Annotated in this window: 22 protein-coding genes; 7 read left to right on the top strand and 15 right to left on the bottom strand. The window is 72.7% G+C overall.

Annotation, left to right across the window (positions count from 1 at the left end; all coding sequences use genetic code 11):
- Positions 1 to 124: 124 nt before the first annotated feature.
- Both ABD817_RS32710 and ABD817_RS32705 read right to left on the bottom strand, forming a co-directional pair.
- Entirely contained in the window at positions 125 to 1,774 is a 1,650-nt protein-coding gene (locus ABD817_RS32710) for a hypothetical protein (RefSeq protein ID WP_344922155.1), read from the bottom strand.
- Positions 1,775 to 1,908: 134 nt separating this feature from the next.
- Entirely contained in the window at positions 1,909 to 2,724 is an 816-nt protein-coding gene (locus tag ABD817_RS32705; protein ID WP_344922154.1) for an ABC transporter ATP-binding protein, read from the bottom strand.
- Positions 2,725 to 2,825: 101 nt separating this feature from the next.
- Here ABD817_RS32705 and ABD817_RS32700 point away from each other — a divergent pair, with 101 nt between their 5' ends.
- From ABD817_RS32700 to ABD817_RS32680, 5 genes are all read left to right on the top strand, one after another.
- The gene (locus ABD817_RS32700) at positions 2,826 to 4,430 is read left to right on the top strand and encodes an acyl-CoA carboxylase subunit beta (protein WP_344922153.1); all 1,605 of its coding nucleotides are present in this window, start codon (positions 2,826 to 2,828) and stop codon (positions 4,428 to 4,430) included.
- Positions 4,427 to 4,633: an acyl-CoA carboxylase subunit epsilon gene (locus tag ABD817_RS32695; protein ID WP_344922152.1), complete on the top strand. Its 207-nt coding sequence runs from the start codon at positions 4,427 to 4,429 to the stop codon at positions 4,631 to 4,633. The genes ABD817_RS32700 and ABD817_RS32695 overlap by 4 nt, the downstream gene beginning before the upstream one ends.
- A gap of 101 nt (positions 4,634 to 4,734) precedes the next feature.
- A complete protein-coding gene (locus ABD817_RS32690; RefSeq protein WP_344922151.1) occupies positions 4,735 to 5,676 on the top strand; it encodes an NYN domain-containing protein in 942 nt (313 codons plus the stop codon).
- A gap of 293 nt (positions 5,677 to 5,969) precedes the next feature.
- On the top strand, positions 5,970 to 7,379 hold the full coding sequence (locus ABD817_RS32685) for an AlkA N-terminal domain-containing protein (RefSeq protein WP_344922150.1): 1,410 nt from the start codon (positions 5,970 to 5,972) through the stop codon (positions 7,377 to 7,379).
- A complete protein-coding gene (locus tag ABD817_RS32680) occupies positions 7,376 to 7,924 on the top strand; it encodes a methylated-DNA--[protein]-cysteine S-methyltransferase (RefSeq protein ID WP_344922149.1) in 549 nt (182 codons plus the stop codon). The genes ABD817_RS32685 and ABD817_RS32680 overlap by 4 nt, the downstream gene beginning before the upstream one ends.
- A gap of 119 nt (positions 7,925 to 8,043) precedes the next feature.
- Here the strand turns inward: ABD817_RS32680 and ABD817_RS32675 are convergent, their stop codons facing one another.
- From ABD817_RS32675 to ABD817_RS32620, 12 genes are all read right to left on the bottom strand, one after another.
- Positions 8,044 to 8,949: a hypothetical protein gene (locus ABD817_RS32675; protein WP_344922148.1), complete on the bottom strand. Its 906-nt coding sequence runs from the start codon at positions 8,947 to 8,949 to the stop codon at positions 8,044 to 8,046.
- A complete protein-coding gene (locus ABD817_RS32670; protein WP_344922147.1) occupies positions 8,946 to 9,602 on the bottom strand; it encodes a hypothetical protein in 657 nt (218 codons plus the stop codon). Before ABD817_RS32670 ends, ABD817_RS32675 begins: the two co-directional genes overlap by 4 nt.
- Positions 9,603 to 9,819: 217 nt before the next feature.
- On the bottom strand, positions 9,820 to 12,699 hold the full coding sequence (locus tag ABD817_RS32665) for a BTAD domain-containing putative transcriptional regulator (protein ID WP_344922146.1): 2,880 nt from the start codon (positions 12,697 to 12,699) through the stop codon (positions 9,820 to 9,822).
- 52 nt (positions 12,700 to 12,751) lie between these two features.
- Entirely contained in the window at positions 12,752 to 13,210 is a 459-nt protein-coding gene (locus ABD817_RS32660) for a pilus assembly protein TadG-related protein (RefSeq protein WP_344922145.1), read from the bottom strand.
- A gap of 176 nt (positions 13,211 to 13,386) precedes the next feature.
- Positions 13,387 to 13,797: a TadE/TadG family type IV pilus assembly protein gene (locus tag ABD817_RS32655; RefSeq protein ID WP_344922143.1), complete on the bottom strand. Its 411-nt coding sequence runs from the start codon at positions 13,795 to 13,797 to the stop codon at positions 13,387 to 13,389.
- 5 nt (positions 13,798 to 13,802) lie between these two features.
- Complete coding sequence (locus ABD817_RS32650; RefSeq protein ID WP_344922142.1) at positions 13,803 to 14,345, bottom strand: TadE/TadG family type IV pilus assembly protein; 543 nt, start codon at positions 14,343 to 14,345, stop codon at positions 13,803 to 13,805.
- Positions 14,332 to 14,583 (bottom strand): Flp family type IVb pilin, encoded by a 252-nt coding sequence (locus tag ABD817_RS32645; RefSeq protein ID WP_344922141.1) that lies wholly within the window; start codon positions 14,581 to 14,583, stop codon positions 14,332 to 14,334. The genes ABD817_RS32650 and ABD817_RS32645 overlap by 14 nt, the downstream gene beginning before the upstream one ends.
- Before the next feature lie 2 nt (positions 14,584 to 14,585).
- The gene (locus tag ABD817_RS32640; RefSeq protein ID WP_344922140.1) at positions 14,586 to 15,521 is read right to left on the bottom strand and encodes a type II secretion system F family protein; all 936 of its coding nucleotides are present in this window, start codon (positions 15,519 to 15,521) and stop codon (positions 14,586 to 14,588) included.
- Complete coding sequence (locus ABD817_RS32635; RefSeq protein WP_344922139.1) at positions 15,514 to 16,401, bottom strand: type II secretion system F family protein; 888 nt, start codon at positions 16,399 to 16,401, stop codon at positions 15,514 to 15,516. Before ABD817_RS32635 ends, ABD817_RS32640 begins: the two co-directional genes overlap by 8 nt.
- Positions 16,398 to 17,699, bottom strand: coding sequence for a TadA family conjugal transfer-associated ATPase (locus ABD817_RS32630; RefSeq protein ID WP_344922138.1), 1,302 nt, complete (start codon positions 17,697 to 17,699; stop codon positions 16,398 to 16,400). The genes ABD817_RS32635 and ABD817_RS32630 overlap by 4 nt, the downstream gene beginning before the upstream one ends.
- A complete protein-coding gene (locus ABD817_RS32625) occupies positions 17,696 to 18,559 on the bottom strand; it encodes a hypothetical protein (RefSeq protein WP_344922137.1) in 864 nt (287 codons plus the stop codon). The genes ABD817_RS32630 and ABD817_RS32625 overlap by 4 nt, the downstream gene beginning before the upstream one ends.
- A gap of 1 nt (position 18,560) precedes the next feature.
- Entirely contained in the window at positions 18,561 to 19,262 is a 702-nt protein-coding gene (locus ABD817_RS32620) for a CpaB family protein (RefSeq protein ID WP_344922136.1), read from the bottom strand.
- A 526-nt stretch (positions 19,263 to 19,788) separates the two neighbouring features.
- Between ABD817_RS32620 and ABD817_RS32615 the strand changes: the two genes are divergently transcribed.
- Positions 19,789 to 24,396: a type VII secretion EssC family protein gene (locus ABD817_RS32615; RefSeq protein WP_344922135.1), complete on the top strand. Its 4,608-nt coding sequence runs from the start codon at positions 19,789 to 19,791 to the stop codon at positions 24,394 to 24,396.
- 121 nt (positions 24,397 to 24,517) lie between these two features.
- Here the strand turns inward: ABD817_RS32615 and ABD817_RS32610 are convergent, their stop codons facing one another.
- On the bottom strand, positions 24,518 to 24,790 hold the full coding sequence (locus ABD817_RS32610; RefSeq protein WP_344922134.1) for a WXG100 family type VII secretion target: 273 nt from the start codon (positions 24,788 to 24,790) through the stop codon (positions 24,518 to 24,520).
- Between the two features lie 304 nt (positions 24,791 to 25,094).
- Between ABD817_RS32610 and ABD817_RS32605 the strand changes: the two genes are divergently transcribed.
- The gene (locus ABD817_RS32605; RefSeq protein WP_344922132.1) at positions 25,095 to 26,879 is read left to right on the top strand and encodes an acetyl/propionyl/methylcrotonyl-CoA carboxylase subunit alpha; all 1,785 of its coding nucleotides are present in this window, start codon (positions 25,095 to 25,097) and stop codon (positions 26,877 to 26,879) included.
- The last annotated feature ends 72 nt before the right edge of the window (positions 26,880 to 26,951 follow it).

Genomic DNA, 26,951 nt, shown 5'->3' with positions numbered 1-26,951 from the left:
AGCGTACCCAGTCCGTTTTCGTGAACGGAGACCGGTCTCACCCATTGGACTAGACCATTCGGACGGCCTTCCCCGGGCCGCCGGACGGTCGTCGGACGGCCATCGGAAAGTCGTCGAGAAGCCGTCAGGTGGCCATGGAACTCGCCTTCAGGAGCGCCGGATACCGGGCGAAGGCGATCTTTCCCGCGACCCTGCGGCCACCCCAGGAGAGCAGCAGCCCGTACGGCACCGCCAGCGCGGCGACCCAGGTGAGCCCCAGCAGGACCGGCAGGGCGATCGGCAGCGCGAGCAGGCCGGTGCCGATCAGCGCGCCGAACGACGCCGCGAAGGCGACGCCGCCCTGCCCGGGGGCCGCGCCGGTGAAGGCGTTCAGGCGCTCGGGCACGGTGTACGGCATCAGCACGCTCGTCAGCGCCCCCACGCCGAGCCCGGCCCCGAGGACGCCCCAGGCGGTGAACGCGGCCGGGACCGCCCAGACGACGTTTCCCGCGAGCAGTGCCGCGACCGTGGCGAGCACGAGCAGCAGCGGGACCGCGATCGTCGCGACGGCCAGGTGCCGTCCGGCGATGTCGGTACGCCAGTCGCGGTCGGTGCCGTAGGCGACGGCGTTCATCCACAGGGAGCGGCCGTCGATGCCGAAGGCGTTGCACCACTGAATGCTGATCATCAACGCGCCGATGCAGGCCGGGAGGATCGCGAGGAAGCTTCCGGCCGCGCCGTCACTGTTCCCGTACATCGAGAAGGCCATGATGCCGGTGACCGCGACGGCGGCGAACCAGCCGACCCTGCCCCGCGGGTCGCGGCGGGCGTACTTGAGCTCCTTGCCCGCGACCGCGGCGAGCTGCCCGTCGGGCAGGAGCCTGGCGAGCAGGCCCCGGGAGTTGCGCACCGACGCGCCCTGGGTGGAGGCGTCGGGGGAGACCAGGGCGCGGCGCAGCGCCGCGATCCACAGCCACCCGGCCCCGGCGAGCAGGACGGCGAGCATGGCCACCCCCGCGACCGCCGTCAGGCCGCCGTCGGCGACGGAGCCGGCCGCGACGCCCGAGGGGGTCCAGCGCAGCACCGAGGCGAGACCGTACAGCACGGCCCGGGGGTCGGCCGCCAGGCCGCCGTTGAGCAGCAGGTTGGGCAGCTGGGCCGCCAGGACGACGAAGACCACCGAGACGGCCAGCACGTCGCGGCCCCTGCGGGTGCGCAGCAGGCCCGACAGGGACGTGGTGACCAGCCGGGAGATCATGACGCAGAGCGCGAAGTGGAGCAGCACGGCGACCGCGCCCAGGATCACCCCGCCGATCCCGGTGGCCAGGCCGGCCACTGCCCCGGCCATCACGGTCAGCGAGGCGAGCGGCCACACACCGGTGACCGAGGCGGCGAACATGCCGGTGACGAGCTGGCCGGTCCGCAGCGGGAACAGGGCCAGGCGCGACGGGTCGAGCGTGTCGTCCAGCCCGAACGCCAGCAGCGGCACGACCGCCCAGCCCACCAGGAATACGGCGAACAGCACGGTCACGGTCTCCAGGGCGATGTCGGCAGGCGCGAGGCGCAGCATGGCCGTCGACAGGAAACCGAGGGTGCCGAAGAGAAACGCGGCGATCGCCGTGAAGACGAACCCCAGCAGGCGCTGGGTGCTGCCGCTCAGGTTTCCCGCGACGAGCCGCAGCTTGAGCCGTACGAAGACCATGGGCCCCACCCGCACGGTCGTCCCCGCGCCCGCGCCCACATCCGTCCCCGCGCCCATACCTACGCCCGTCTTGACGCCTCCCCCCACGCCCATACCTACGTCCGTCCTGACGCCTCCCCCCGCGCTCACGCCCGCGTCCGTCCCGGCGCCTCCCCACGCGCCCGCGCTCGTCCCTCCGGCCACGCCCGTCCTGTCACTGTCGCCACCGTCGCCACTATCGCCCGTATTCACCCCGTCACCCCTTTGGTCCCGCGCGCTCGCGCCGGGGTCGCGCCCAGCCACGACAGGCCCTCCTGCCCGCCCGCGCCGTCGCCGTCCCGGGCGCCGACCAGGCCGAGGAAGGCCTCGTTCAGACTGCGGCCCGCCCTGACCTCGTCCAGCGGCCCCTGGGCGACGATCAGCCCGCGGTCCATCACCGAGACCCAGTCGCACAGGCGCTCGACGAGCTCCATGACGTGACTGGAGAAGACCACCGTCGAACCGGAGGCGGTGTAGCGCCTGAGCACCTCGACGAGCGTGTTGGCGCTGACCGGGTCGACGCCCTCGAACGGCTCGTCGAGGAAGAGCACGTCGGGGTTGTGCAGCAGCGCGGCGGCCAGGCCGATCTTCTTGCGCATGCCGGTGGAGTAGTCGACGACGAGCTTGTCGGCCGACTCGGTCAGGTCCATGACCTTCAGCAGCCCCTCCGCCCGCCGCTCCACCTCGGCCCTGGGGATGCCGCGGAGCTGGCCGTTGTAGGAGAGCAGCTCCCTGCCCGACAGCCGCTCGAACAGGCGCAGCCCCTCGGGGAGCACCCCGATGCGGCCCTTGACCGCGACCTGGTCGTGCCAGACGTCGGCGCCGCCGATGTGGACCGAGCCGTCGTCGGGGCGGAGGAGACCGGTGACCATGCTGAGCGTGGTGGTCTTCCCCGCGCCGTTGGGGCCGACCAGCCCGGCGAAACCGCCCCGCGGCACCACCAGGTCGACACCTCCCACGGCCACCTGCTGCCCGAACCGCTTGAGCAGCCCCCGCGTCCTTACCGCCTCCGTGACATCCGGCATGGCACCTCCCCTTCCAGGGTCCTCCGATCGGCCGACCCGCACGGGAAACGAACGATCGCCCCCGATAGTTCGCGACGTGAGAGCACGGTTACCCTGCTGGGATGAGCGAGTCCCTGAGCGCCGAGCCGTCGGATTCCGGACCCGACATCCACACCACGGCCGGGAAGCTGGCCGATCTGGAGCGCCGTCTGGGCGAGGCGGCCCACGCGGGTTCGGCGCGCGCCGTCGAGAAGCAACACGCGAGCGGGAAGATGACCGCCAGGGAACGGGTGCTCGCCCTGCTCGACGAGGGCAGCTTCGTGGAGTTCGACAAGCTCGCCAGGCACCGGTCCACGAGCTTCGGCCTGGAGCGGCAGCGGCCGTACGGCGACGGGGTGGTGACCGGGTACGGCACGGTCGACGACCGCCCGGTGGCGGTGTTCGCCCAGGACTTCACGGTCTTCGGCGGCTCCCTGGGCGAGGTCTTCGGGGAGAAGATCGTCAAGGTCATGGACCACGCGCTGAAGACCGGCTGCCCGGTGATCGGCATCAACGACTCCGGAGGGGCGCGCATCCAGGAGGGTGTCGTCTCGCTGGGCCTGTACGCCGAGATCTTCAAGCGGAACGTCCACGCCTCCGGGGTGATCCCGCAGATCTCGTTGATCATGGGCCCCTGCGCGGGCGGCGCCGTCTACTCGCCCGCGCTCACCGACTTCGTGCTGATGGTGTCGGAGAAGTCGCACATGTTCATCACCGGCCCCGACGTGATCAGGACGGTCACCGGCGAGGAGGTGACGTTCGAGGAGCTCGGCGGGGCGCACACGCACAACTCCCGCTCGGGCGTGGCCCACTACGAGGCGTCCGACGAGGCCGACTGCCTGGACTTCGCCAGGGCGCTGCTGTCCTACCTGCCGTCCAACAACATGGACGAGGCCCCGGCGTTCGACGCCGACCCGCCGCTGGAGACCACCGACGAGGACCGCGAGCTCGACACGCTGATCCCCGACTCGGCGAACCAGCCCTACGACATGCACACGGTCCTCGAACACGTCCTGGACGACGGCGAATTCCTGGAGGTGCACGCGGGGTTCGCGCCCAACATCCTCGTGGGTTTCGGCCGGGTCGAGGGGCGCTCCGTGGGGATCGTCGCCAACCAGCCGCTGAGTTTCGCCGGAACGCTCGACATCTCGGCCTCCGAGAAAGCCGCGAGATTCGTCCGTACATGCGATGCCTTTAACATTCCGGTCCTCACATTCGTCGACGTCCCCGGATTCCTGCCGGGCACCGACCAGGAATGGAACGGCATCATCCGGCGCGGCGCCAAGCTGCTCTACGCCTACGCGGAGGCGACCGTGCCGCTGGTCACGGTCATCACCAGGAAGGCGTACGGTGGGGCGTACGACGTCATGGGGTCCAAGCATCTGGGCGCCGACGTCAACCTCGCCTGGCCGACCGCGCAGATCGCGGTGATGGGCGCGCAGGGCGCGGTCAACATCCTCTACCGGCGCGAGCTCGCCTCGGCCAAGGATCCGGACACCCAGCGGGCCAGGTTCGTCACCGAGTACGAGGACACGCTCGCCAACCCGTATCTCGCGGCCGAACGTGGGTATGTGGACGCCGTGATCCGCCCTTCCGACACCCGGGTCCAGATCGTCAAGGCGCTGCGGACCCTGCGCAACAAGCGCGCGACCCTGCCCCCGAAGAAGCACGGGAACATCCCGCTATGAGACACCTGAAGATCATTAAAGGGGACGCGACCCCCGAGGAGATCGCCGCGGTGGTGATCGCCCTCTCGACGCGTACCGCACCGGCGAATCCGGCGTCGAGAACCCTGCGGACATCGAAATCCTGGAGCAATCACTCACATCGCATGCGAAAAGCACTTCCTGTCGGACAAGGCGCGTGGCGATCGAGCGCACTGCCGAGATAGATCCCAAGAACGGGGTGTCAAGTTGCGCAAGAGTTGGGACCATCTAAGAAATGGGCGCATATAGTCAGCCGATCAGCTAGTTCCGAGGCCTGGAGGACGACATGACCATCCTGGACCTCACATCACATCCCATCCCCGCCAAGTACGCCGTCCTGGTCGACGTCGGTTATCTGTACGCGGCGGCCGGGGAAGTGCTCCTGAGCGCGAAGGAGCGCAAGGAATACCGGGTGGCGGCGGACGAGCTGATCCAGGCGTTGCAGAAGCACGCGGAGGAGCGCATCCACGGCGAGCTGCTCCGGATCTACTGGTACGACGCCGCCCGCGACCGGGTGCCGACCGTCGACCAGCGGGTCATCGCCCAGCTCCCGTGGGTCAAGGTCCGCCTGGGCAACCTGAACGCGCGGGGCCAGCAGAAGGGCGTGGACGCGCAGATCAGGAGCGACCTGGAGGCGCTGGCCAGGCACCACGCGGTGAGCGACACGATACTGCTGGCCGGGGACGAGGACATGGTCCCCGCCGTCGAGGCCGCCCAGGCGTACGGGGTGCGGATCCACCTGTGGGGCGTGGAGCCCCCCTACGGCACCAACCAGGCCGAGCGCCTGGTCTGGGAGTCCGACACCGTCGAGATCATCAGCGCCGACTTCCTGCGGTCCTTCTTCAGCCGCGCCCCCGCGCCCGTCCCGGTGCCGGTGCCCCCGATCGCCCCCTCCCCCGCCCAGGTCTTCGCCGGGCGCACCGCCGCCAAGCCCAAGGTCCCGGTCGGCCAGGTCACGAAGCTGGGCCCGAGCCGCCCGCGCGTCGAGGAGGTCGGCGAGCACGTGGCGCAGAAGTGGATCCTCACCCGTGGCCGCGACAACATCCGCGACCTGCTGCCGGGGCCGATCCTGCCCACGGTGATCGACACCGAGCTGCTCATCGAGGCGGAGAAGGAGCTGGGCCACTCCCTGCGCCCGTACCCCGAGGCACGCGTCTGGCTCCGCGACGGATTCTGGGCCCGCGTCTACCGGGAGTTCGAGATCGGCGTCGGCGTCTCCTCCAAGTGAGGTCCTCCTCCGATCTTCCACGTGAGGTCCTGTGAGGTCCTCCTCCGGCGTCTCCTCCCGGTGAGGCCCCCGCGCTGGACGCCCCTCGCGTGCCCGATCCCCGGCATGCCGTCCCTCCCGTGGCAGCCGCCGCGACCACGTCCCGCTCCCGGCCTTCCGGCGTGCTCGTCCTCTTCCCGTGGCAGTCGCCCGCTCCCGGCCTCCCGGTGGGCCGTTTCCCTCCCGTGGAGCCGCCACGACCATGTCCGATTCCCGCCAGCCGTACCCCGTGCGCCGCGGGTAGCGTCGTCGGCGTGTCCGTGAGAGAGCTCGACTTCGACTCCTGTTACCGCGCGGTGGCCGCGAGGGACGCCCGGTTCGACGGGCGGTTCTACACGGCGGTCACCTCCACCAACATCTACTGCCGGCCGATCTGCCCCGCACGCACCCCGTCCACCCGCAACGTGCGGTTCTACCGCCACGCGGCCTCCGCCGAGGCGGCCGGGTTCCGGCCGTGCAAGCGGTGCCGGCCCGAGCTGAGCCCCGGCGATCCCGGCTGGGACCACCGGGGCGACCTGATCGGCCGGGCGCTCCGGCTGATCGACGAGGGCGTGGCCGACGACGGCGGGATGACCCGGCTGGCCGGGCGGCTGCACATCACCGGACGGCACCTGCACCGGCTGTTCACCTCGGAGATCGGCGTGGGCCCGCTCGCCGTGGCGAGGACCAAGCGCCTGCTGCTGGCCAAGCAGCTGCTCACCGAGACCGGGCTGCCGATCGTCGACGTGGCGTTCGCGTCGGGCTTCGGCAGCGTCCGCCAGTTCAACGCGACCATGAAGGACACCTACGGCTTCACCCCCGGCGAGCTGCGGGCGACGACGGGGAGCAGGCCCGGCGTGTGCGGCGACGCCCTGACCCTGCGGCTGCACCGCAGGGAGCCGTACGACGCCGCGACCCTGATGCGGTTCCTGGGGTCGAGGGCGATCCCGGGGCTGGAACACGTGGACGGCGCGTCCTACCGCCGCGCCGTCCACGGCGGCACGATCACCCTCACCCCCGGCCCCGGCCACGTACGGCTGGAGGTGAGCGTCGACGACACCCGGCACCTGGCCAGGATCGTCGCCCGCTGCCGCCGGCTCCTCGACCTCGACGCGGACCCCGAGGCCATCTCCTCGGCCCTCGGCGAGACCTCACTGGGACCGCTCGTCGCCGCCCGCCCGGGACTGCGCGTGCCCGGCGCCTGGGACGGCTTCGAGGTGGCCGTCCGCGCCGTGATCGGCCAGCAGATCTCCGTCGCGGGCGCCCGCACCGTCCTCGGCCGCGTCACGGCCAGGGCCGGTCGCCCCACCGGCAGGGAGGGACTGACCCACCTGTTCCCGACCGCGGAGGAGCTCGCCGAGGCCGATCTCGGCGGGCTGGGCCTGACCGGGCGCCGGACGGCGACGTTGAAGGCGCTCGCCGCGAAGGTGGCGAGCGGCGAGATCGACCTGGACGGCGCGCAGGAGCCCGCGCGGGCGGTGGCCGGGCTGCTGGAGGTTCCCGGGATCGGGCCGTGGACCTCCGGTTACATCGGGCTGCGAGCGCTGCGCGACCCGGACGCCTGGCCGGGCGGAGACCTCGGCCTGCGGCGGGCCATGGCCTGCCTGGGCATCCCCGAAGACCACATCGAGCGGTGGCGTCCCTGGCGGGCGTACGCCGCGCTGCACCTTTGGAGCTCGGAATGACGCTCGGAACGATAGAGGCACAGGTTCTCGACACCCCGGCCGGTCCGCTGGCCATGCTCGCCCGCCGGGGCGTGCTGCTGGCCGCGGGCTTCACCACCGCGGGGCCGGAGGAGATGTTCGCGCGGCTCTCCCCGGAGCTGCGCGCCGAGGGACTCGCCCTCAACGGCGACCTGGGCGGACCGGCGCGGGCGGTACGCGACTACCTGGACGGCGACCTGGCCGCCCTCGACGCGGTGCCGGTGGAGCAGCCGGGCACACCCACCCGGCAGCGGCTGCTCACCGCCCTGCGCCAGGTGCCCGCGGGCGTCACGATCAGCTACGCCGAGCTCGCCGAGCGGGCGGGACTGCCCAGGACCGCGGCCAGGGCGGCCGGGAGCGCGTGCGCGCAGAACCTGATCGCGCCCTTCGTCCCCTGCCACCGCGTCCTGCCGTCCACCGGCGGGTTCGGCGGCTACTACTACGGCACCCCGGTCAAGCGGTGGCTGCTCACCCACGAGGGGGCACCGGCCGCCGAACGACTCCGGAGCCGGGAGGAGGCCCGCTGACCGATCTTCCCGACCGCGCTCCACACCCCACCGCGAGCGGCCTTCCCGTCCGTACTCCGCATCTCACCGTGACCGGCCGCAGATACGCGACCGGCCCGGACCGTTAACCCGCTAACCCGTTAACCGGTCTTCTCGACCGTGCTCTGCACCTCGCCCACGGGGACGTCACGGGTGGCCCCGACCTGCACCGGCTCGTAGACGAAGGGCACCACGTCGTCCTCGACGTCGATCTCCCAGACCGAGGTGACCTCCAGCACGTAGACACCGCGCGGCTGGTCGACCGAGGCCCGCAGATAGTTCACACCACAGGTGAACTTGGCGCCCTTCTTGTACGGCGTGCCACTCTGGCCGCACCCGGTGGTCTCGACCGTCGCCCGGTCGTCGGTGGTGCCCGACTTGATCTCGATGTCCGTGAGGTTGGCGGTCACGGTGGCGCTCATGACCCCGGGCAGCGTCGCGGTCACGGACCTGGTGGTCTCACCGGCGCCGCTCAGCCAGACCCAGGTCGGCAGGTTGACGTAGCTCTTGACGTCCGGATTGAGCTCGATCTTCGGCTCGGGCACGGTGAGCGCGGCGCGGGCGATGTCGACGAGATCCTCGATGGTGAGCCCGTTGGCCGGGGTGGTGCCGGGCTCCACCCATACGAACGGCGCCAGGTCGAGGCTGCAGGCCGAGCCCTTCGGGTCGCTCCCGTCGTAGGCCGGGGTCCACCAGGCCCCCTCCTGGCCGATCTTGTCCTTGAACTGCTCAAGGAACTGCCGGTATCTCTCCCTGCTGGCCTCGTCCCCCTGCCACGCCTCCGGATTGTTGAACCGCTGCAGCATGCCGACGGCGCTGTCATCGGGTTCGTACCAGCAGGGGCGCTTGAGCTGGTAACCGTCGCTCTTGCCGCTGAGCCCGGTCCCGGTGAGGACGATCTTGGAGTTCTCCAGGTGGACCCCGGCGGTCGACCCGTCCTGGAAGCCCTCGCCGTAGGGGCCGGGATCGAGCAGCAGCAACCCCGCAATGATGACGTTCGCGATCATCGAAGACATCCCTTCGCGCGTTCACTGGGAAGTACCGCGTGGCGGAACATCGCGATCCGCCATACCCCGTCGTCGCCCCGCCGCATGCCCGCGCTCTGGAGGAATGGCTCGCGCGTCCACCTGGACTGGCGGCGGGCCTTCGTGCCGGTCGTCGTGTCGATCATCCGCATCCCGCTCTGATCGACGCACACGTCCAGCTGGGCCCCGCGTCCGACGAGCGAGCTGACGTTCAGCGCGTAGAGCCGGGCGGTCCCGCGTACCGAACGGTGCTCGTCGAGGAACTTCCGCCTCCAGGACAGCACGTCGCCGACCACCACCGTCTCCAGGTTGTCGAGGTAGGTGGTGTCACCGCCCCCGCTCACGACGGCCTTGAAGGACCCGGCGTAGAAATCGCGGAAGACCTCGATCATCGCCGTCGTGTTCGCGTCCGGCGCGGCCGGCCACTCGACCACCACCTTCGTGCCCGGCGCGACCCTGACCGTCTCCGTCCTCGGCCCCGGCGCCTCCCCGGTCGCGGAACGCCCCGGGGAGGCGGTCGCGGAGGCTCCGGCGTCGGCGGGAAGATCCATGGGGACGAACGGCTTGGTCTCCGGCGGGGCACAGGCCGGAAGGACGAGGGCCGGAAGCAGGGCCAGCGCGATCACAGCACGCATACGGATCACGCTAGGAGTGCCTGCCTGCCGAAACCACCGGTATGCACGATTCGGCATGGCCACCCCCTTCGTCCCGCCTCGTCCACCGGCATCCGCCCGTCCCGTTCCGGCCCGCTCCACACCCCGCTCGACACCCGCTCGTCGCCTCATGGCCGCCCATCCACGCCGGTCCATCCGCGAGGCCCGCCGGTCCGCCCCGCGAGGCCCGCCGGGCCCGTCATGCCGTCGGGGCCGAGCGCATCCGCCACGAGGGCAGCAGCTCGTCGATGAGGGCCTCGGTCTCGGGTGCCATCCCGCCGCCGTAGGGGTGGGAGGCGGCCCGCCGGTGCAGCGCGTCGACCACGGCGCGCAGGCGGACGGGGTCGGCGGTAAGGTGGGTGGCCCGCAGCAGGTCGCGCCAGAGCCCCTCGTCGTCCGCGGCGAGCAGCAACCCGGCGCGCACCGCCGCCACGGCCTGGTCGGTCTCGCCGCGGGCCAGCCGCACCTCGCACAGCCGGTGCGCGGCGTCCGCGACGCCCGCGGTCACGTTGTACTCCAGGTCGTCGGCGGCGAGCCAGGCGTAGCGGCCACGCGGGCGGCCGTTCAGCAGCGGGCCCCGTACCAGGCTGAGCGCCCTGTCGAGGAGCGCGGGACGCCCGGCGGGGTTGGCGTGCGACTGGCGGACGAGGTCGCGGAAGAGCATCCAGTCGGTGCGCACCTCGGGGCCGAGCCGGAGCCGCCCGGACTCGTCGGCGTAGAGGTTGGGCCGCCCCTGGCTGTCGGTGCCCAGCCAGGCGACGACCCTGGCGATCGTGGCGTCCCTGACCACCGACTGCACGCCCCTGGGCCAGAGGATGCCACCGAGCACCACCGGGTGGACGCCGCCGGGGTGCGTCGCGAGGTACACGGCCATCTCGACGGCGATCACGGCCCGTCCCTCCTCCATGGGCGGGGGGCCGACGACCTCGGCGGGGCCGAGGACACGCACCTCGACCGAGGGCGTCTGCGTGACGGGCTCCGGCTCGTCGGAGAGCGGCTCGCCCTCCAGCCGCCCGGCCGCGAGGAACAGGTCGATCAGCGCCCGGTACTGGCGGCGGGGCAGCAGTTGCGCGGCCACGTCGAAGCCGAGCGCGTCCACCTCCGCGCGGCCCTCCTCGGTGATCGTCCAGTTCCAGGTGGCGTGCGGCACGTCGCCCGCGATGACGTACCCGGCGGCGGTCCTGACGCCCTTCCTGGCGAGCAGCGCCAGGCGGCGGCCCTCCTCGGAGGTGGGGGCGATCGCGGACAGCAGGTAGTGCGGCTGGCAGACCGGGTCGGCGGCGCGCCCGTGGATCCGGCCGGTGAGCACCTCACCACCGTGATCGCGCCCTCCGGCCTCCAGCTCGGGCAGGATCTCCGCCAGGCTGCCCACGTACCTGATCCGATCGGAGGCGATCACGGTCAGCTCCTCGCCGAAGCCGACCAGCGTGACGCGCATCCGGTCCGACCAGCGGTTGGTGGCGAGCTCCACGGCGAGCGCGGCCAGGGCCGCGGTGGTGTGCGGGCCGCTGATGCCGATCGGTCCGTGGGCGGCCTCCAGGTCGACGAGCACCCGGCCCTCGCCGTTGGAGCCGAGCGAGACCAGCCCAGGGTACGGAGCGGGCGCGTCGGCGAGCGCCCGCTCGTCGAGCATCCGGCCTTCGTGCGCGGGAAGCCGCCAGACCTGGCCGCCGTCGTGGGCGGTCCAAGGCTCGGGGGCTTCGGGGTCGGGCGGGTGGATCCACAGGTCGAGGCTCTGCGGCGACAGGTGGGCGGCGTAGATCGTGGGCGGGACGCGGTTCTGGGCGGCGAGGGACCTGCCGAGGAGCCGGAGGCCGACGTCGAGCATCCGGCTGCCGGGGGCGTCGGCACCGAGCCTGAGCGCGAGCTCGGCCTGGGCGGCGTCGTCCCTGGGCCGGGTGATCCGGTGCCCGAACGCCCGGTGCCAGAGCTGCTGCCTGCGCCTGCGTCCGAGGGCGACCAGCAGTCCCGCCGCCGCCAGCGAGGCCCCCGCCAGATAGTCGAGCATCCCCAGCCCGGTGTCCTGCCCGCTTTCGGAGGGTTCTGCCACCGCTGGCGGGTCCTGCCGCCCGCTGTCGGGCACCGTGTCGGGCACGGTGTACGGGGGACGCTCGGCGGGCACCGTGGGTACCGGGTCGCGGGAGGTCTCCCGCGTCCCGTCGGCGCCGCCCCTCTCACTGGCCCTCTCACCGGACCTGTCACCGGCTCTTTCGCGGGGGTCGGCGACCTCGGGCGCGGGCTCCGCCGGAAGGTCCGCGCGGCCGGGGGTGACGGTCTGGGTACGGCCGTCCAGCTCCACCGGCTTGTCCGGGTGGTCCTTGAGGGTGTCGTCGCGCGGCTGGGAGGCCGGGACGATGTGGATGTTACGCGCGTCGTCCGGCATGTCCAGGACCCAGCCGGGCCTGATCAGGTCGGCCATGTGCAGGCGGCTGCCGTCGGGCTGTTCCTTGTGCTGGTTGAGCCGGTAGATCTCCGGATACCGGCGCCCGTCGCCGAGGCACTTCTCCGCGATCTCCCACAGGCTCTCGTGGTGACGCCCGTGCGGCGGCTGCACCACGTAGACCTTCTTGGCCTTGCGCACCGGCTCCAGCTCGGCCCGCTCGTCGGCGGCCGGACCGGACATCGACGACAGCCCGGTGGCGACGACACTGGGACCGGCGGGCGGCAGGCTGGTCAGCTTCGCGATCGGCAGGGCCACCGCCGAGACGGTGAACAGCAGCATCGCCGCCGAGACCAGCCGGTTGGCGAACATCTGCGTGCCACCGGAGAGCGGCACCCTGGCGGGCATGCCGACCCGACGCAGCCCGGCGTAGATCTCGACCAGCACGCAGACCACCAGCTGCAGCCACGCGAGCCAGACCAGCAGCACGAGGATCGCGATGATCGTGCTCGTACCCACCTGGCTGGTCAGCAGGTCGAGGTTGAGCAGCTCGGGCGGGAGCGGCGGCCCGGCCAGCCGGAGCAGGGCGTAGGGGACCCCCGCGATGAGCGCGACCAGGACGGCCAGCGCGCCGAGGCCCGCCAGCAGGTCTCCCGGTGTGCGCCTGGCCTTGATGCGCGCGGGCTGTCGCGTGGGCATTCGTCTCCCTCCCCGTCCAGATTCGTCCTCGGTCAACCGGTGGGCCAGCGATTCACGGCAATTGGTCTTCCCCGATGTCCGGCCCGGCCGTGGCCTGGGCCTCCATGTCCGAGCCGGGGAAGCCGAAGGCGGACAGGAAGAACGCCTTCCAGGTGACGGAGACGTTCACGGTGACCTCGGCCTGGCCGCCGCCGAGCGCGCACTGCGTGAGTTGTACGTCGTCGCCGCCGTGGGCGGAGACGATCTCCTCGGCCTGCGCGCAGGTCTCGCCCTCCCCCAGCAGCCGGGCCTGGCCGGTGGCGCGCAGGTGCTCGACGTCGATCTGGTCGGCGGCGGCCCGCGCGGCCTGCTCGGCGACGTCGGCCGCGCGCAGCCGGGCGTTGATGGCGGCCCCGCCGTCGACGAGCAGCCCGGCCAGCAGGAACACCACCACCGAGAAGATCACCGTGAAGATCGACATCGACCCCCGCTGCGCCCGGGTCGCGGAAGGGGACGGGGCCGCGTGGTCCATCCCCCGGTCCTCCGGAACCGCTCCGACGGGACCCGTCACCCGGCCCTCGGGACGTGCTTCAACAGAACCCACCACCCGGCCCTCCGGAACCGCCCCGGCAGAACCCACCACCCGATCCTCCGGAACCGCCTCGACAGGACCCGCCACCCGGCCCTCGGGACGTGCGTCAGCGGGGCTCACTCGACCCTCCGGAACTGTTCCAGCGGGACCACCGAGTCGCCCTTGATGTCCTTGGCAGCGCCGAAGCCCAGGAACTCCAGGTCCAGGGAGCAGGTCACCTCGGCGTGGACCTGGCCGCCCTCCTCCCAGGTCGTACCGGACAGGCTGACCTCGGGTTCGCACTCGCCCGACAGGGCTCCGCGGGCCGCCTCGTCCGCCGCGCTCTCGGCGTCGGACAGGGTGCGCTCGACGGAGGCGGCCCTGGCGGCGTCCCTGGCGGCGCCGTTGACCTCGCCCTGGGCCTCCACCACCCTTCCCGCGCCCACCAGGAACAACAGGAACAGCAGGAAGACCGGGGCCAGCAGCACCGTCTCGGCGCTGAGCGACCCGCGGTCGTCCCGGGCCCCGCGCGTCGATCTGGACGTCAAGGGGATCACTCGCACCCTTCGCTCCCGTCGTCGGGACGGAAGCACTCGATGGGACCGCCGAAGCGCGCGGTGACGGTGAACGTGGTGGACGGCAGCAGCGGGACGACCTGGACCGCCGAGGCGGTCACCTCCACCCCCCGCTGGTCGCCCTCCTCCCAGGCCGTGACCGTGGCGCCTTCGAGGAGTTTCGGGCCGACGGTCCGGATCAGCTCCTGGGCGCGGGACTCGGCGTCCTGCTGCCAGGACTCGGTGTCGGCGCGGGCGAGCCGCGCCCCCTCCCTGGCCGCGGCGTCGGCGATCTGGCGGCCGTGGAACCAGAGGGCGGACTGCACGATGAGCAGGATGACGACGAGCACCACCGGCATGATGATCGCCAGCTCGACGACCGTGGCGCCACGCTCACCGCCGCGTCCGCCACAGCGCCCACCGCCCTGGTCACCACAGCGTTCGCCACAGCGCTCACCACCGTGATCCCCGGCGCCGGAGCGCTCGCCGTCCCTCTCCCGGTTCGGCCGGTCGCGGCGTCGGGCGCGCTCACGGGTCTCCAAGTTCGCCGCCCCCGCCCCCGCCGCCCCCACCCCCGCCGAACTGGTTGGAGATCTCGGCCTGCTTCCCCTCGACGAGGGTCTTGATGAGGGTGGCGAGTCCGAGCGCCACCCCGGCGATGATGGCCGTGATGATGACCCATTCGACGGCGGAGGCACCCCGGGTGGGGGCGCTGCGCGCCTTCTCGATCCGGACGCTCAGAACGGCGACCGCGTAGACGATCCACGGATGGCTCAGCATGGTCAGGACCCCAACATCTTCATAGCGGCCGGGAAACTCAGAAAGATCACAAAGCCCGCGCAGAGCAGGAGCTGGGCGACGAGCATCGACTGGGAACGCTCGCCCGCCTGCCCCTCGATCTCGGCGAGCTCGCGGCGCCGCATGGTCGCGGCGCGGGCGGTGAGGGAGGAGCGGACCTTGGCGCCGTCGTCGGCGACCAGCCCGAGCGCGGCGGACAGGTCGCGCAGCTCGTCGACGTTGATCTCGTCACCGAGCTGGCCTAGGGCCTGCCAGGGGGTGATGCCGACGATCCTGGCGTTGCCGAGCGCCTCGCGGATGCGGGACATCGCCCAGTTGGCGCCCTCGTCGTCGGGGCCGGGGGTGCCCACGGAAACCGCCATCATCAGCGCCTCCGGCACCCCCCGCCCGCCCGCGAGGTTCATCGCGACGAGGTCGAGGAAGGAGCCGACGACGTGCCGGAAGTCGCGGCGCATCCGCGAGGCGTCCCGCTTGACCTGTAGGTCGGGCAGGACGAAGAAGACTCCGGCGACCACGAGCGCCGCCCACAGCGGGACGGTGAGGGAGACGCCCCACTCCATCAGCACCAGCCAGCCGACCAGCAGCGGGAACGCCAGCAGCCCGGAGACCGCGAGCAGCACCTTGGTGGCGAGGAAACCCTCGAACGACCTGCCGAGCAGCGCGAGGTCGGCTCTCGCCGAGCGGGCCTCCCAGCCCCGGGCGGCGTAGAAGCGGGCCATCCGCTCGCCCAGGCCGCGCCGGAACGCGCTGACCTCCTCGTCGGGCAGGATGAGCCGCGCCCGGGGCGCGTCGGTGCCCTCCCTGGCGGCGTCGAGGGCCAGCAGGCGTGTCACCAGCCCCGGGCGGGCCGGGAACAGCGCCCGTATCAGCAGGAACAGGCCTATCCCGAGCACCGAGCCCGCGAGCAGCGCCTCAGTCATCGCGTACCTCACCTCCGGAGGGCAGGCCGAGCAGGCGGGCGGGCTTGTCGAAGCGGGCCAGGCGGCGCATCCAGGCGAACCCGGCGCCGAAGAGCCCGGCGACCACCACGAGCACGGCCTGGCCGAGCGTGTTGTCGTACTCCTCGACGTAGGAGGGGTTGAACACGACGAGCATGACGGCGAAGGCGATGGCCGTGCCGACCACGATCTGCACGCTGCGGCGGGTGGAGCGGCGCTCGGCCTCGACCCGGCGGCGCATGTCGAGCTCCTCGCGGGCCGACACGGCCAGCGCGCCGAGGACGTCGCGCAGGCCGGGGCCGCGCAGCTTGGAGTTGAGGATGAGGGCGGCCACGACCAGGTCGGCGGAGGGGTCGTCGAGCTCGTCGGCGAAGAGCCTGAGCGCGTCGGGCAGCGCCATCCTGGTGTGCAGGCGGTCGACCATGGACCGCAGGTGCGGGCGGAGGGTGGGGGCGGCGGCCCGGATCGAGGACGGGATCGCCTGCTCAAGCCCGGCCGCCCCGGCGATGGTGTCGCGGAGCGACTCGGTCCAGGCGGCGAGGGCCTCCAGCCGCCGCATCGCGGTCCGCTCCTCCGCGGCGCCGCCGGACAGGCCCCGCCAGGCCACGGCGAGGAGCACGGCTCCCACCGCCATGACCGGCCAGCCGGTCACCACGAGCACGAGCACCCCGGCGATGACCCCCACCGCGGACCGGGTGGACAGGGCGCGCAGGAACTCGCGCCTGCCCGCCGTCCTGCCGGGGGCGGACGGCCTGGGGGTCACCCCGTACAGGGAGAGGAAGAGCAGGAACAGCCCGGCACCGAGCGCGAGGCCGGAGAGCAGCACCAGCGGGTCGAACAGGCCCGGCGGGAGGGAGGTCATGCCCAGCCTCCCGGGTCGTAGCCGAAGTGGGCCAGTTCTTCCCGGCACGACAGCGGCGCGTGCGGTGACACCCGGCCGTCGGGCGTCATGGCGAACACCTCCGAGGAGAGCACTCGCCCGTCCACCCCGGCCACCTCGCGCACGCTCGACACGAAGCGGCGCAGCCTTCCGCCCACCGCGTAGTCGTTGCGCTTCTCGATGAACACCACGAAGTCGATCGCGCCCGCGATGAGCATGTGGGTGGCCTCGATCGGCAGGCGCTCGGTGGCCTGGAGCGCGTAGGTGGCGATGCGGTTGAAGACCTCCATCGAGGAGTTGGCGTGGATGGTCGACAGCGAGCCGTCGTTGCCCTGGGTCATCGCGTTGAGCATGGTGACGATCTCGTCGCCGAGGACCTCGCCGACGATCACCCGGGACGGGTTCATCCGCAGGGAACGGCGGACCAGCTCCGCCATGGTGATCTCGCCCTGGCCCTCGGAGTTGGGGAGCCTCTGCTCGAAGGCGACCACGTTGGGATGGAGCTCGGGAAACTGGTCGAGGCCGAGCTCCAGGGCGCGTTCGACGGTGATGAGGCGCTCGGAGGGCGGAATCTCGTTGGCGAGCGCGCGCAACAGGGTCGTTTTCCCGGCGTTGGTCGAGCCGGAAATCATGATGTTCTTCCTGGCCGCCACCGCGGCGGAGAGAAAACGCCCCAGTTCCGGGGTCAGGCTGCCGTTTCCCACGAGGTCGCTGAGAAACACCTTGCCCAGCCGGGAGCGGCGGATGGAGATCGACGGGCGCACCGTCACGTCCATCACGGCCGACAGCCGGGAGCCGTCGGGGAGGCGCAGGTCGAGCTGGGGGTTCGCGGTGTCGAACGGCCTGCTGGACAGGCCGCTGTAGGCGGCGAGGATCTGGATCAGCTCGACCAGCTCCTCGTCGGACTCGGCCACCGGGTCGCGCATGAGCTCCTGGCCGTCGGCGTAGCCGACGAACACCCGGTCGCAGCCGTTGATGTCGATGTTCTCGACCTCGGGGTCGTCGAGTAGCGGCTGGAGGCGGCCGACGCCGAACAGGGCCGCGTGGATCCCCGCGGCCAGCGCCTCCTCCTCCTCGGCGGTGGGCGGTGTCCTGCCGACGCCGATCTCGCCGCGGGCGAACTCCTCCAGGATCTGGGCGATCAGGGCGCGGGCGAACTGGCGCTCGTCCTCGCCGGTCATCGGCGGCAGGCCGCTGGCCTGGTCGAGGCGGCGCTGGTGGGCCAGCCGGTCGCCGACGTCCTGCCGGAAGCGCTTCACCAGCGTGTGGTCGATGGTCACGGCCTCGCCCCACTCGGCGGCTCAGAGGGCGAGCGAGACGGCTCGGCGGGCGAGCGGGACGGCTCGGGGGGCAGGCGGGCGGCCCGCTCCCGGGCGCGGAAGGCCGACTCCGCCGACTCCTGGGCGCGGAGCTGGGCGTCGAGACGGCCGCCCAGCTCCCTGGCGGTGCGGATCAGCAGGGAGCGGTCCAGGCGTCCGCCCCACTGGCCGCGCAACAGCTCCGCGCCCTTGGGGTCGTGCGCGAGCCCGCTCACGAAGGCGATGTGCCTGCCGGTGCCCGTGACGATCCGGCGCACCTCCTCGATGGTCGTGCGGTACTGGCGGGGGTCGGCGATCACGACCACGCCCACCTGGGGCTCGCGCGGCATGACCTGCAGGCGTTCGCGCAGGTGGGCGACGTGGTCGAGGCTCGCCCTGGTGAACAGCACGACCAGCGCGGCCTCGGTGGTCAGCTCGGCGAGCTGCGGGTGCCCGCCCAGGCGCCCGCAGTCGGCGAGCACGTCGGCGTCGGGCAGCGTGGCCAGTGCCCGGCCGAGTGGCCCCCAGAGCCAGGTCAGCCCGGACGCCTGCTCGCCGTGGGTGAGCCCGGCCAGCACGTCCAGGCCGCCGATGATCTTCTGGGTGTGCTCGTGGATCTGGTCGGGGTGCAGGCCCCGGCGGGCCGTGGCCCCCAGGGTGAGCAGACCCCTGGCGGGGTTGAGCACGCCGCCGTCGGCAGCGGGCAGGCGGTAGGCGAGGTCGCCGCCCGCCGGGTCGCACTCGGCGAGCAGCACCGGGCGCGGCCAGATCGCGCCGAGCGCGGTGGCCGCCGTGGTCACGCCGGGCGCGCCCTTGTCGGCGGCCAGCACGATGAGCGCCACGTCAGCGCGCTCCCGGCAGCTCGGCGAGGGCGATCTCGCCGGTGGAGGCGTACGCGACGATCTCCGGCGAGATGGTGCTGTCGACGATGATGGTGACCAGGCCGTTCGCCCCGGTCCTGCCCGGGGTGCCGATCTGGTGGACCAGGGCGCTCTGCGCCAGCACCCGGCTCTCCCTGTCGGTGCCGGCGCCTCTGCTCGGCACGTGGACGACCTGGACCCGGTCTCCGCGCTCCAGGGTGCCCGGTGTCTGGCCGGGTTTGAGCGAGAGGCCGACCTGCGCCTTGCCGGGGCCGAGCTCCCTGCTGGCGGAGACCACCATGTCGCGGGTGAGGAGCGTGCCGGGGATGAGGGTGACGCGGGCGAAGTTCTCGGTGACGCGGGCGCGCTGGGACCAGGCCACGTAGCCGATGCCGGTGTCGGCGATCTGGACCTCCCTCAGCATCGCCTCGGTGAAGGGCTGTCCGGCGCCGATCTGCTGGGAGACGGCGATCGCCGAGACGCGGTCGCCGCTGCGCAGGACGAGCAGGGTGGTGGCGAGGGCGCCGCCCAGGATGAGGAGGACGGCGAGGGCGGCGAGGGCTGGTTTGCGCTCGCGTGGGGGCACGGGAAGCTTGCGCGACGCCGGGCCCGACAGGGTGCCCGCCGAGGTCTGACGCTCGGCGTTGACCGGAACGCGGCCCGTTGGCTTCTCACTGGTCCTCATGGGTAGGGGGACTCCCAGAGTGATCATAAATACGGGGAACTACTGGTCGAATTTACGCCATTATCCGCACCATGCCGACGGGTCGTAGGACAAAAGCCAGGACCCATGCTCGTTTGATAGGAACACGTCTGTCAACGTCGCTTCAGAAGAAAATGGCCGTTTGGCTAGATGACGGGAGACTTATTTGGGTGATAAGGACGGTAATTAACTCTCGTACCAATCGCCTCAGCTTTTTCACCCCTCATTCCCGTGCGCGACGCGCTCTCCTCCGACGGGACCGGGCCTCCAGAGCGGAACGCGTCACTCCCCCCGGTTCTCCGAACAGGTTTTCCACAGCCTCGCACCACGGGTAGGTCACCGCCGGGAAGCCCCCACATCACCAAATGCCCACCTGAAGCGGCATAACCGGTCACCACCCTCGGATAGTTATCCACAGGTTTCGCCGTTTTCCACATAGGGATCGCGAGCCATGGCACGGTTTTCACTCTGTACGGTGATTCCGGGGCCTGACCCGAGGAGAGCGGCGATGCGGATCATGCTCACCGTGCTCAGCGAGCACGCCGACCGCGATGTCGTGGTCGAGGGCGACGAGACGACCACGGTGGCACGGCTCGCGGAGTCCCTGGCGGGCCAGGGCGGCGAGCGGCCGAGCAACGTGGTGCGGCTGACGCGCAGCAAGGCCCCGTACGGGCTGGATCGCGACTCCGCGGGGGGCGAGCCCCCGACGCTGTGGATGGACGGCCGCCCCCTCGACCCCGAGGCCCCCGCCCTCGGCCTGCTCCGCGACGGCGACCTCGTCACCCTCGACCGCTCCCTCGCGGTGGCCACGCTCGCCGAGGAGCCCGGCGGGATCGTGGAGATCCGGGTGGTCGGCGGGCCCGCGGCCGGGTCGGTGCACCGCCTCAGCCTGGGCGTGCACACCATCGGCTCCGACCCCGCCTGCTCGGTGGCCGTGGCCGACCCCCGGCTGCCCGCGCGGGCCGCGGTGGTGCGGCTCACCCCGGACGCCATCACCGTCGAGCCCGGGGAGGGCACGGCGCCCCTGCTGGACCGCGCCCCCCTGAAGGAGCCGCTGCCCTGGCCCGAGCACGCCCTGCTCAGCTGCGGCGGGACCGTGCTCACCCTCAAGGCGGTGGAGCCGCCCGACGCCCACCTGGACGCGCAGCCGGACGGCGGGCTCGCCTACAACCGGCCGCCCAGGTTCCGGCCGCCGGGCGGCGCGCGGCGCTTCGAGGTCCCGGCCGAGCCCAGGCGGGCCGAGACGATGCGGTTGCAGCTGCTCACCGCGTTCCTGCCCGCCGCGCTGGGGGTGGGCATGTGCATCGCCCTCGGTTCGTGGTACTTCCTGCTGTTCGCGTTTATGACGCCACTGATCATGATCGGCCAGTGGTGGAGCGACAGGCGGCACGGCCGCAAGCAGTACCGCCAGCAGGTCAAGGAGTACAAACAGCGGCTGAAGGTCTTCGAGGCGGCCGTGGAGCGCGCCCGCGCCGACGACGAGACCGCCCGCCGCGCCGCCGCGCCCGACCCCGCCGAGGTGCTGCTCACCGTGACCGGCCCCCGGCGGCGGCTCTGGGAGCGGCGCGACCACGACCCCGACGCGCTGCGGCTGCGGGTCGGCCTCGCCGACCTCCCCGCCGACCTGGAGTTCGCCGCGGAGCGCTCCGCGCCGATCGACGCCCCGCTGCCCGTCCCGCCCACCTGCCAGGCGGTGCCGGTGGCGCTGGCCATGCGCCGCCTGGGCGTCGCCGGACTGACCGGGCCCAGGAACACGGCGGCCGGGGTGGCGCGCTGGCTGGTCGGCCAGGCCGCCGCCCTGCACAGCCCGCGCGACCTGGCGATCGTCGTCCTGTCCGCGCACGGCGACGGCGAGGAGCGCTGGAACTGGGTCCGCTGGCTGCCGCACTGCGCCCCGCGCGGCGGCGAGGACTGCGTGGCCCTGGTCGGCGCCGATCCCGAGGCCGCGGCCCGCCGGGTGAGCGAGCTGGCCGCGCTGATCGACGAGCGCCTCGGCGACGACGCCGCCGCGAGCCCCTCGGCCAAGCTGGGCCGCGTCCCGGCCGGCTGGGGCGACCTGGGCGGGGCCTCGGGCACGGGCGGGGCCGAGCAGCCGTACGCCGCCCCCGTCTACGACGAGCGCCCCTACGACGTGCTGGTCGTGCTCGACGGCGCGCAGGTGCTGCGCGCCCTGCCCGGCATGCCCCAGGTGCTGCGCCAGGGCCCCAGGGCGGGCGTCTACACCCTGGCCGTCGACGGCGACCAGCGGCTGCTGCCCGAGGAGTGCGCCACCGTCGCCGCCGTGGAGGCCGACGGCACGGTACGGCTGCGCGGCGGCGGCCTGGACGACCTCGGGGAGATCCTGGCCGACCAGGTGACGGCCGCCTGGTGCGACCGGCTCGCCCGCTCGCTGGCGCCGATCCGCGACGTCAGCCGCGACGACGCCGGACTCGCCCTGCCGGACTCCGCGCGGCTGCTGGACCTGCTGGAGCTGCCGTCGGTCTCCGGCGCGGCCCTGACCAGGCGCTGGGGCCGGGCCACCGAGGCCGTGGTGGGAGCGGGCCCCGAGGGGCCGTTCTCCATCGACCTGCGCAGGGACGGGCCGCACGCGCTCATCGCGGGCACCACGGGCGCGGGAAAGTCGGAGCTGCTGCAGACCCTGATCTGCTCGCTGGCGGTGGCCAACCGGCCGGACGAGATGACGTTCGTGCTCATCGACTACAAGGGCGGCGCCGCGTTCAAGGAGTGCGTGCGGCTGCCGCACACGGTGGGCATGGTCAGCGACCTCGACGGCCACCTGACCCAGCGGGCGCTGGCCTCGCTGGCCGCCGAGATCCGCCGCCGCGAGCGCCTGCTGCTCGCCGCGGGGGCGAAGGACATCGAGGACTACCACGAGCTGCGCGACGCCCGCACGGCCCGCGCCTCCCGCGACCTGCTCGTCGCCGGAGGCGGCACACAGGCCAGGCCGCCACGCGGGCGCGCCGGTTCCGCCGGGTCCTCCGCGTCCCTGGAGCCCCCGCCCCCGCTGCCCCGGCTGGTGCTCGTCATCGACGAGTTCGCGGCCATGGTCAGCGAGCTGCCCGACTTCATGACCGGGCTGGTCGACATCGCCAGGCGGGGACGCTCGCTCGGCATCCACCTCATCCTCGCCACCCAGCGGCCCGGCGGCGTGGTGACCGCCGACATCCAGGCCAACACCTCCCTGCGGATCGCCCTGCGGGTCACCGAGGCGTCGGAGTCGGCCGACGTCATCGGCCGCCCCGACGCCTCGTACATCCCCAAGTCCGCTCCCGGCCGGTGCTACGTGAAGTCGGGCGCGGGGGCGGCGACGGCCGTGCAGACCGCGCGGATCGGCGGCCGGAGCCCCGGCGCCTCGGGCGGCGAGGTGAGGGTACGGGTGACGGAGGTCGGCTGGCAGGCCCTGGGGCACCCCAGGCCGGTCCACGCCGGTGCCGAGAGCGGCCACGTCACCGACCTGTCCCTGCTCGCCGACGCCCTGGTCGAGGCGGCCCGCCTCGCCGGGGTCGCCGAGCAGCCGAGTCCCTGGCTCGAACCGCTTCCCGACCTCGTGACCGTCCCCGTCCTCCCGGTCACGCCCGTGCTGCCCGGTGACGCGCCCGGCGGGCCGCCGTACCGGGCGGGGGTCGAGGAGGTGCCGCCGCTCGCCTTCGGGATCACCGACCTGCCCTGGGCGCAGGACCGGCGGGCGCTCGCGCTCGACCTCGCCCACGGGGGGCACCTGCTCGTCGCGGGCGCCTCGCGCAGCGGGCGCTCCACCGCGCTGCGCACCCTGGCGGGGGCGATCGCCGCCGGTGCCTCCCCCGACGACGTGCACGTGCACGCGATCGACTGCGGCTCGGGGTCACTGCTGCCCCTGATGGCGATGCCGCACTGCGGGGCGGTGGTGACCCGCGACCAGCTCGACCGGGTCGAGCGGCTGCTGGCCCGGCTCCGCGCGGAGGTGGGGCGGCGCCAGCAGCTCCTCGCCGAGGCCGGGTACGCCTCGCTGGCCGAGTTGCGCGCCGCCGCGGACGGGCCTCGGCTGCCGTGGCTGGTCCTGATGCTCGACCGATGGGAGGGGTTCGTCGCCGCGTTCGAGGCGTACGACTACGGGCGGCTGATCGAGTCGCTGATGCAACTGCTGCGCGAGGGCCCCGCGGTGGGGCTGCGGGCCGTGGTGACCGGCGACAGGTCGGCGCTGATCGGGCAGATCTCCACGGTCTTCGACGACCGGCTCATCCTGCGGCTCGCCGACCCCTCCGACTACGGTCTCGCCGGGCTGCCCGTCAAGGACCTGCCCGCGACCCTCGCGCCGGGCCGCGCGCTGTCGACCGGCGAGCACGGCACGACCGAGAGCCAGATCGCGCTGCTCTGCGACGACCCCTCGGGACCGGCGCAGGTCGCCGCCCTCCAGGCGCTGGCCCGCTCGGCGCCGGAGATCACCGCCGACCCGCCGCTGCGGGTGGACGCGCTGCCGATGCGCGTCACCGCGGCGCAGGTCCTGGACCTGGTGCCCTCCTTCCGGCCCCCGTCCCCGCTGTGGGCGCTGCTCGGCGCCGGGGGCGACTCGCTGGCACCGCTCGGCGTCGACCTGCTCGCCCACGGCCCCGCCGCGGTCGTCGCGGGCCCGCCCAGGTCGGGCAGGTCCACGGCGCTGCTGACCGCCACCCACTCGCTGCTCTCCCACGGCACCCCCACGGTCCTCGTGACCCCCCGGCGCAGCCCGCTGTGCACCCTGGTCGACACCCCGGGCGTGCTGGCCGTGCTGGACGCGGGCGGCGACCTGCGCGAGGCCGTCGCAGGGCAGGACCGCTACGTCGTGGTCGTCGACGACGCCGAGCTGATCTCCCCGGACTCCCCCCTGGGCGCGGCGCTGGAGGAGGTGCTGCGGAGCGGCAGGGACGGCGAGCACGGCATGATCATCGGTGGCACCACCGGCGACCTGACCACCGCCTACCGGGGTTTCGCGGCCGAGGCCCGCAAGGGTCGTACGGGCCTGCTGCTGTCGGTCCAGAGCCCCGCCGACGGCGACCTGTTCACCGTCCGCCTGCCCCGCGGCGCGGTCGGCGGCCCTCCCGGGCGCGGCCTGCTGGTGACCCTGGGCTCGGTGACCCCGGTCCAGGCCGCCGTCACCTGAGAGGCCGCGCGGCATACGCCTTCCCGTCGGCCCACCGTTCTGCGCAGTTCTGTGCCGTCCTGTGGCTTCAATGAGAAAATGCCCCGGTCCTTAGGACCGGGGCATTTCGGCGGACCGTTTCCTATCGCGTGGCGGACTCGATATTGCCGCGGTAGGTGTTGATGACCCGGGAAGCCTCGGAGAGCTCCTCGGACATGCGCTGGAAGGCGGCGCGGTAGTTCTGCCAGGCCTCGCCGAAACGCTGGGCACCGGGCCCCGTCCAGGCGGTGCCGACCTTCGCGGCCTCCCGGTCGAGGGCGGCCACGGTGGCCCTGACCTGGTCGGCCTGCTGGGTGAACTGGGTGGCCATCTGCTGCATTTCCGCGGGATTGCCGCCGAGCAAGTTCTGGCTCATGCCAGTCTCCTTCGGATCGGTGTCGGGGGGAGTCGCCAAACGAAATCACGATAGGCGTAAGGATCACAGAGGTATCCGGGTTATACCGAGCGGCTATGGACGTTCCCTCAGCCGCCAAGATGCTAAACGTTCTTCATTGTCTTGATTTTTGGTAATTCAGGAAGCTATAGAGCGGGGCTCGTCGGGGCGCCGCCGGGACCGGGGCCCGTCCCTCCTCCACGATCAGGAGACGCCTACACTCCGTTGAAGGCCACGCCAGTCCTCCGTCCGCACGTACTGGCACGTACTGAAGGGAACGACGTCGGTGCACAAGGTCCTGATCGCCAACCGTGGTGAGATCGCGGTGCGGGTCGCCCGCGCCTGCAAGGACGCCGGGCTGGCCAGCGTCGCCGTCTACGCCGACCAGGACCTGGACGCGCTCCACGTCCGGGTCGCGGACGAGGCCCGCGCGCTCGGCGGCGAGACTCCCGCGGAGACCTACCTCGACGTCGACAAGCTGCTGGGCGTCGCCGCCGAGGTCGGGGCCGACGCCGTGCACCCCGGCTACGGTTTCCTGTCCGAGAACGCGGGCTTCGCCCAGGCCGTGATCGACGCGGGACTGACCTGGATCGGCCCGCCACCGGCCGCGATCACCGCGCTCGGCGACAAGGTGCGGGCCCGCCACATCGCCCAGAAGGTCGGCGCGCCGCTCGTGGCCGGTAGCAAGGACCCGGTCTCGGGGAGCGAGGAGGTCGTCGCCTTCGCCACCGAACACGGCCTGCCGATCGCGATCAAGGCCGCGTACGGCGGTGGCGGGCGCGGGCTGAAGGTCGCCCGCACCCTGGAGGAGATCCCCGAGCTGTACGACAGCGCGGTCCGCGAGGCCGTCACCGCGTTCGGCAGGGGCGAGTGCTTCGTCGAGCGCTACCTGGACCGGCCCCGGCACGTGGAGACCCAGTGCCTGGCCGACGCCCACGGCACCGTGGTCGTGGTGTCCACCCGCGACTGCTCGCTGCAGCGCCGCCACCAGAAGCTGGTCGAGGAGGCCCCGGCCCCGTTCCTGTCGCCCGAGCAGCTCGACCTGCTCTCCACCAGCTCCAAGGCGATCCTGCGCGAGGCGGGCTACGTCGGCGCCGGCACGTGTGAGTTCCTGGTGGGCCAGGACGGCACGATCTCCTTCCTGGAGGTCAACACCCGCCTCCAGGTCGAGCACCCGGTGACCGAGGAGGTCGCGGGCATCGATCTCGTACGGGAGATGTTCCGCGTCGCCGACGGCGAGGAGCTCGGCTACGGCGACCCCGTGCCGCGCGGCCACTCGATCGAGTTCCGGATCAACGCCGAGGACGCCGGGCGCGGCTTCCTGCCCGCCCCCGGCACGATCACGCGCATGAGCGCCCCCTCGGGGCCGGGGGTGCGCCTGGACGCCGGTTACGAGGCGGGCATGACCGTCCCGCAGTCCTTCGACTCGCTGGTCGCCAAACTGGTCGTGACCGGGGCCACCCGGACACAGGCCCTGGAGCGCTCGCGCAGGGCCCTGGCCGAGTTCGAGATCGACGGCATGCCGACCGTGCTGCCCTTCCACCGAGCCGTGGTGTCCGATCCCGCGTTCACCGGCGAGCCGTTCTCGGTGCACACCCGGTGGATCGAGACCGAGTTCGACAACACGATCCCGCCGTACGAGGGAGAGCTGGGCGAGGCCGGGGAGCAGGGCGAGCGGGAGCGGATCACCGTCGAGGTGGGCGGCAAGCGGCTGGAGGTAGTGCTTCCCCCGGGGTTCGCCACCGGGGGCGCCGGGGGCGCCGGGGGTGCCGGGGGTGCCGGGAACGCGGCCCGCGCGGCCTCGAAGGCGCCGCGCCGGGGCGGTGGCGGGGGGGCCAAAAAGGCCACGGACGGCGACTCGCTGGTCAGCCCGATGCAGGGCACGATCGTCAAGATCGTCGCGACCGACGGCGACACCGTCGCGGCCGGTGACACGATCGTCGTACTGGAGGCGATGAAGATGGAGCAGCCGCTCGCCGCCCACAAGGCGGGCACCGTCACGGGGCTGGCGGCGTCGATCGGCCAGACCATCACCCCGGGCGCCACGATCTGCGAGATCAAGGACACCTGAGCGGGCCCGCGGGAACCGGGAGCCGCGGTTCGGGAACGTTCACGGCCTCCACGCCGGCCGGGACGGTACGAC

The sequence above is a fragment of the Streptosporangium oxazolinicum genome (assembly GCF_039537505.1).
Classification (GTDB): Bacteria; Actinomycetota; Actinomycetes; order Streptosporangiales; family Streptosporangiaceae; genus Streptosporangium; species Streptosporangium oxazolinicum.
This window is presented reverse-complemented; position numbering and strand designations above follow the sequence as displayed.

Excerpts from the sequence above, each read along its gene's own strand:
- ABD817_RS32705 (WP_344922154.1), bottom strand. The coding sequence starts at position 2,724 with ATGCCGGATGTCACGGAGGCGGTAAGGACGCGGGGGCTGCTCAAGCGG.
- ABD817_RS32620 (WP_344922136.1), bottom strand. The coding sequence starts at position 19,262 with ATGAGGACCAGTGAGAAGCCAACGGGCCGCGTTCCGGTCAACGCCGAG.
- ABD817_RS32660 (WP_344922145.1), bottom strand. The coding sequence starts at position 13,210 with ATGGACCACGCGGCCCCGTCCCCTTCCGCGACCCGGGCGCAGCGGGGG.
- ABD817_RS32610 (WP_344922134.1), bottom strand. The coding sequence starts at position 24,790 with ATGAGCCAGAACTTGCTCGGCGGCAATCCCGCGGAAATGCAGCAGATG.
- ABD817_RS32710 (WP_344922155.1), bottom strand. The coding sequence starts at position 1,774 with ATGGGCGTGGGGGGAGGCGTCAAGACGGGCGTAGGTATGGGCGCGGGG.
- ABD817_RS32700 (WP_344922153.1), top strand. The coding sequence starts at position 2,826 with ATGAGCGAGTCCCTGAGCGCCGAGCCGTCGGATTCCGGACCCGACATC.
- ABD817_RS32670 (WP_344922147.1), bottom strand. The coding sequence starts at position 9,602 with ATGCGTGCTGTGATCGCGCTGGCCCTGCTTCCGGCCCTCGTCCTTCCG.
- ABD817_RS32640 (WP_344922140.1), bottom strand. The coding sequence starts at position 15,521 with ATGACTGAGGCGCTGCTCGCGGGCTCGGTGCTCGGGATAGGCCTGTTC.
- ABD817_RS32680 (WP_344922149.1), top strand. The coding sequence starts at position 7,376 with ATGACGCTCGGAACGATAGAGGCACAGGTTCTCGACACCCCGGCCGGT.
- ABD817_RS32690 (WP_344922151.1), top strand. The coding sequence starts at position 4,735 with ATGACCATCCTGGACCTCACATCACATCCCATCCCCGCCAAGTACGCC.
- ABD817_RS32675 (WP_344922148.1), bottom strand. The coding sequence starts at position 8,949 with ATGATCGCGAACGTCATCATTGCGGGGTTGCTGCTGCTCGATCCCGGC.
- ABD817_RS32645 (WP_344922141.1), bottom strand. The coding sequence starts at position 14,583 with ATGCTGAGCCATCCGTGGATCGTCTACGCGGTCGCCGTTCTGAGCGTC.
- ABD817_RS32695 (WP_344922152.1), top strand. The coding sequence starts at position 4,427 with ATGAGACACCTGAAGATCATTAAAGGGGACGCGACCCCCGAGGAGATC.
- ABD817_RS32635 (WP_344922139.1), bottom strand. The coding sequence starts at position 16,401 with ATGACCTCCCTCCCGCCGGGCCTGTTCGACCCGCTGGTGCTGCTCTCC.
- ABD817_RS32615 (WP_344922135.1), top strand. The coding sequence starts at position 19,789 with ATGCGGATCATGCTCACCGTGCTCAGCGAGCACGCCGACCGCGATGTC.
- ABD817_RS32665 (WP_344922146.1), bottom strand. The coding sequence starts at position 12,699 with ATGCCCACGCGACAGCCCGCGCGCATCAAGGCCAGGCGCACACCGGGA.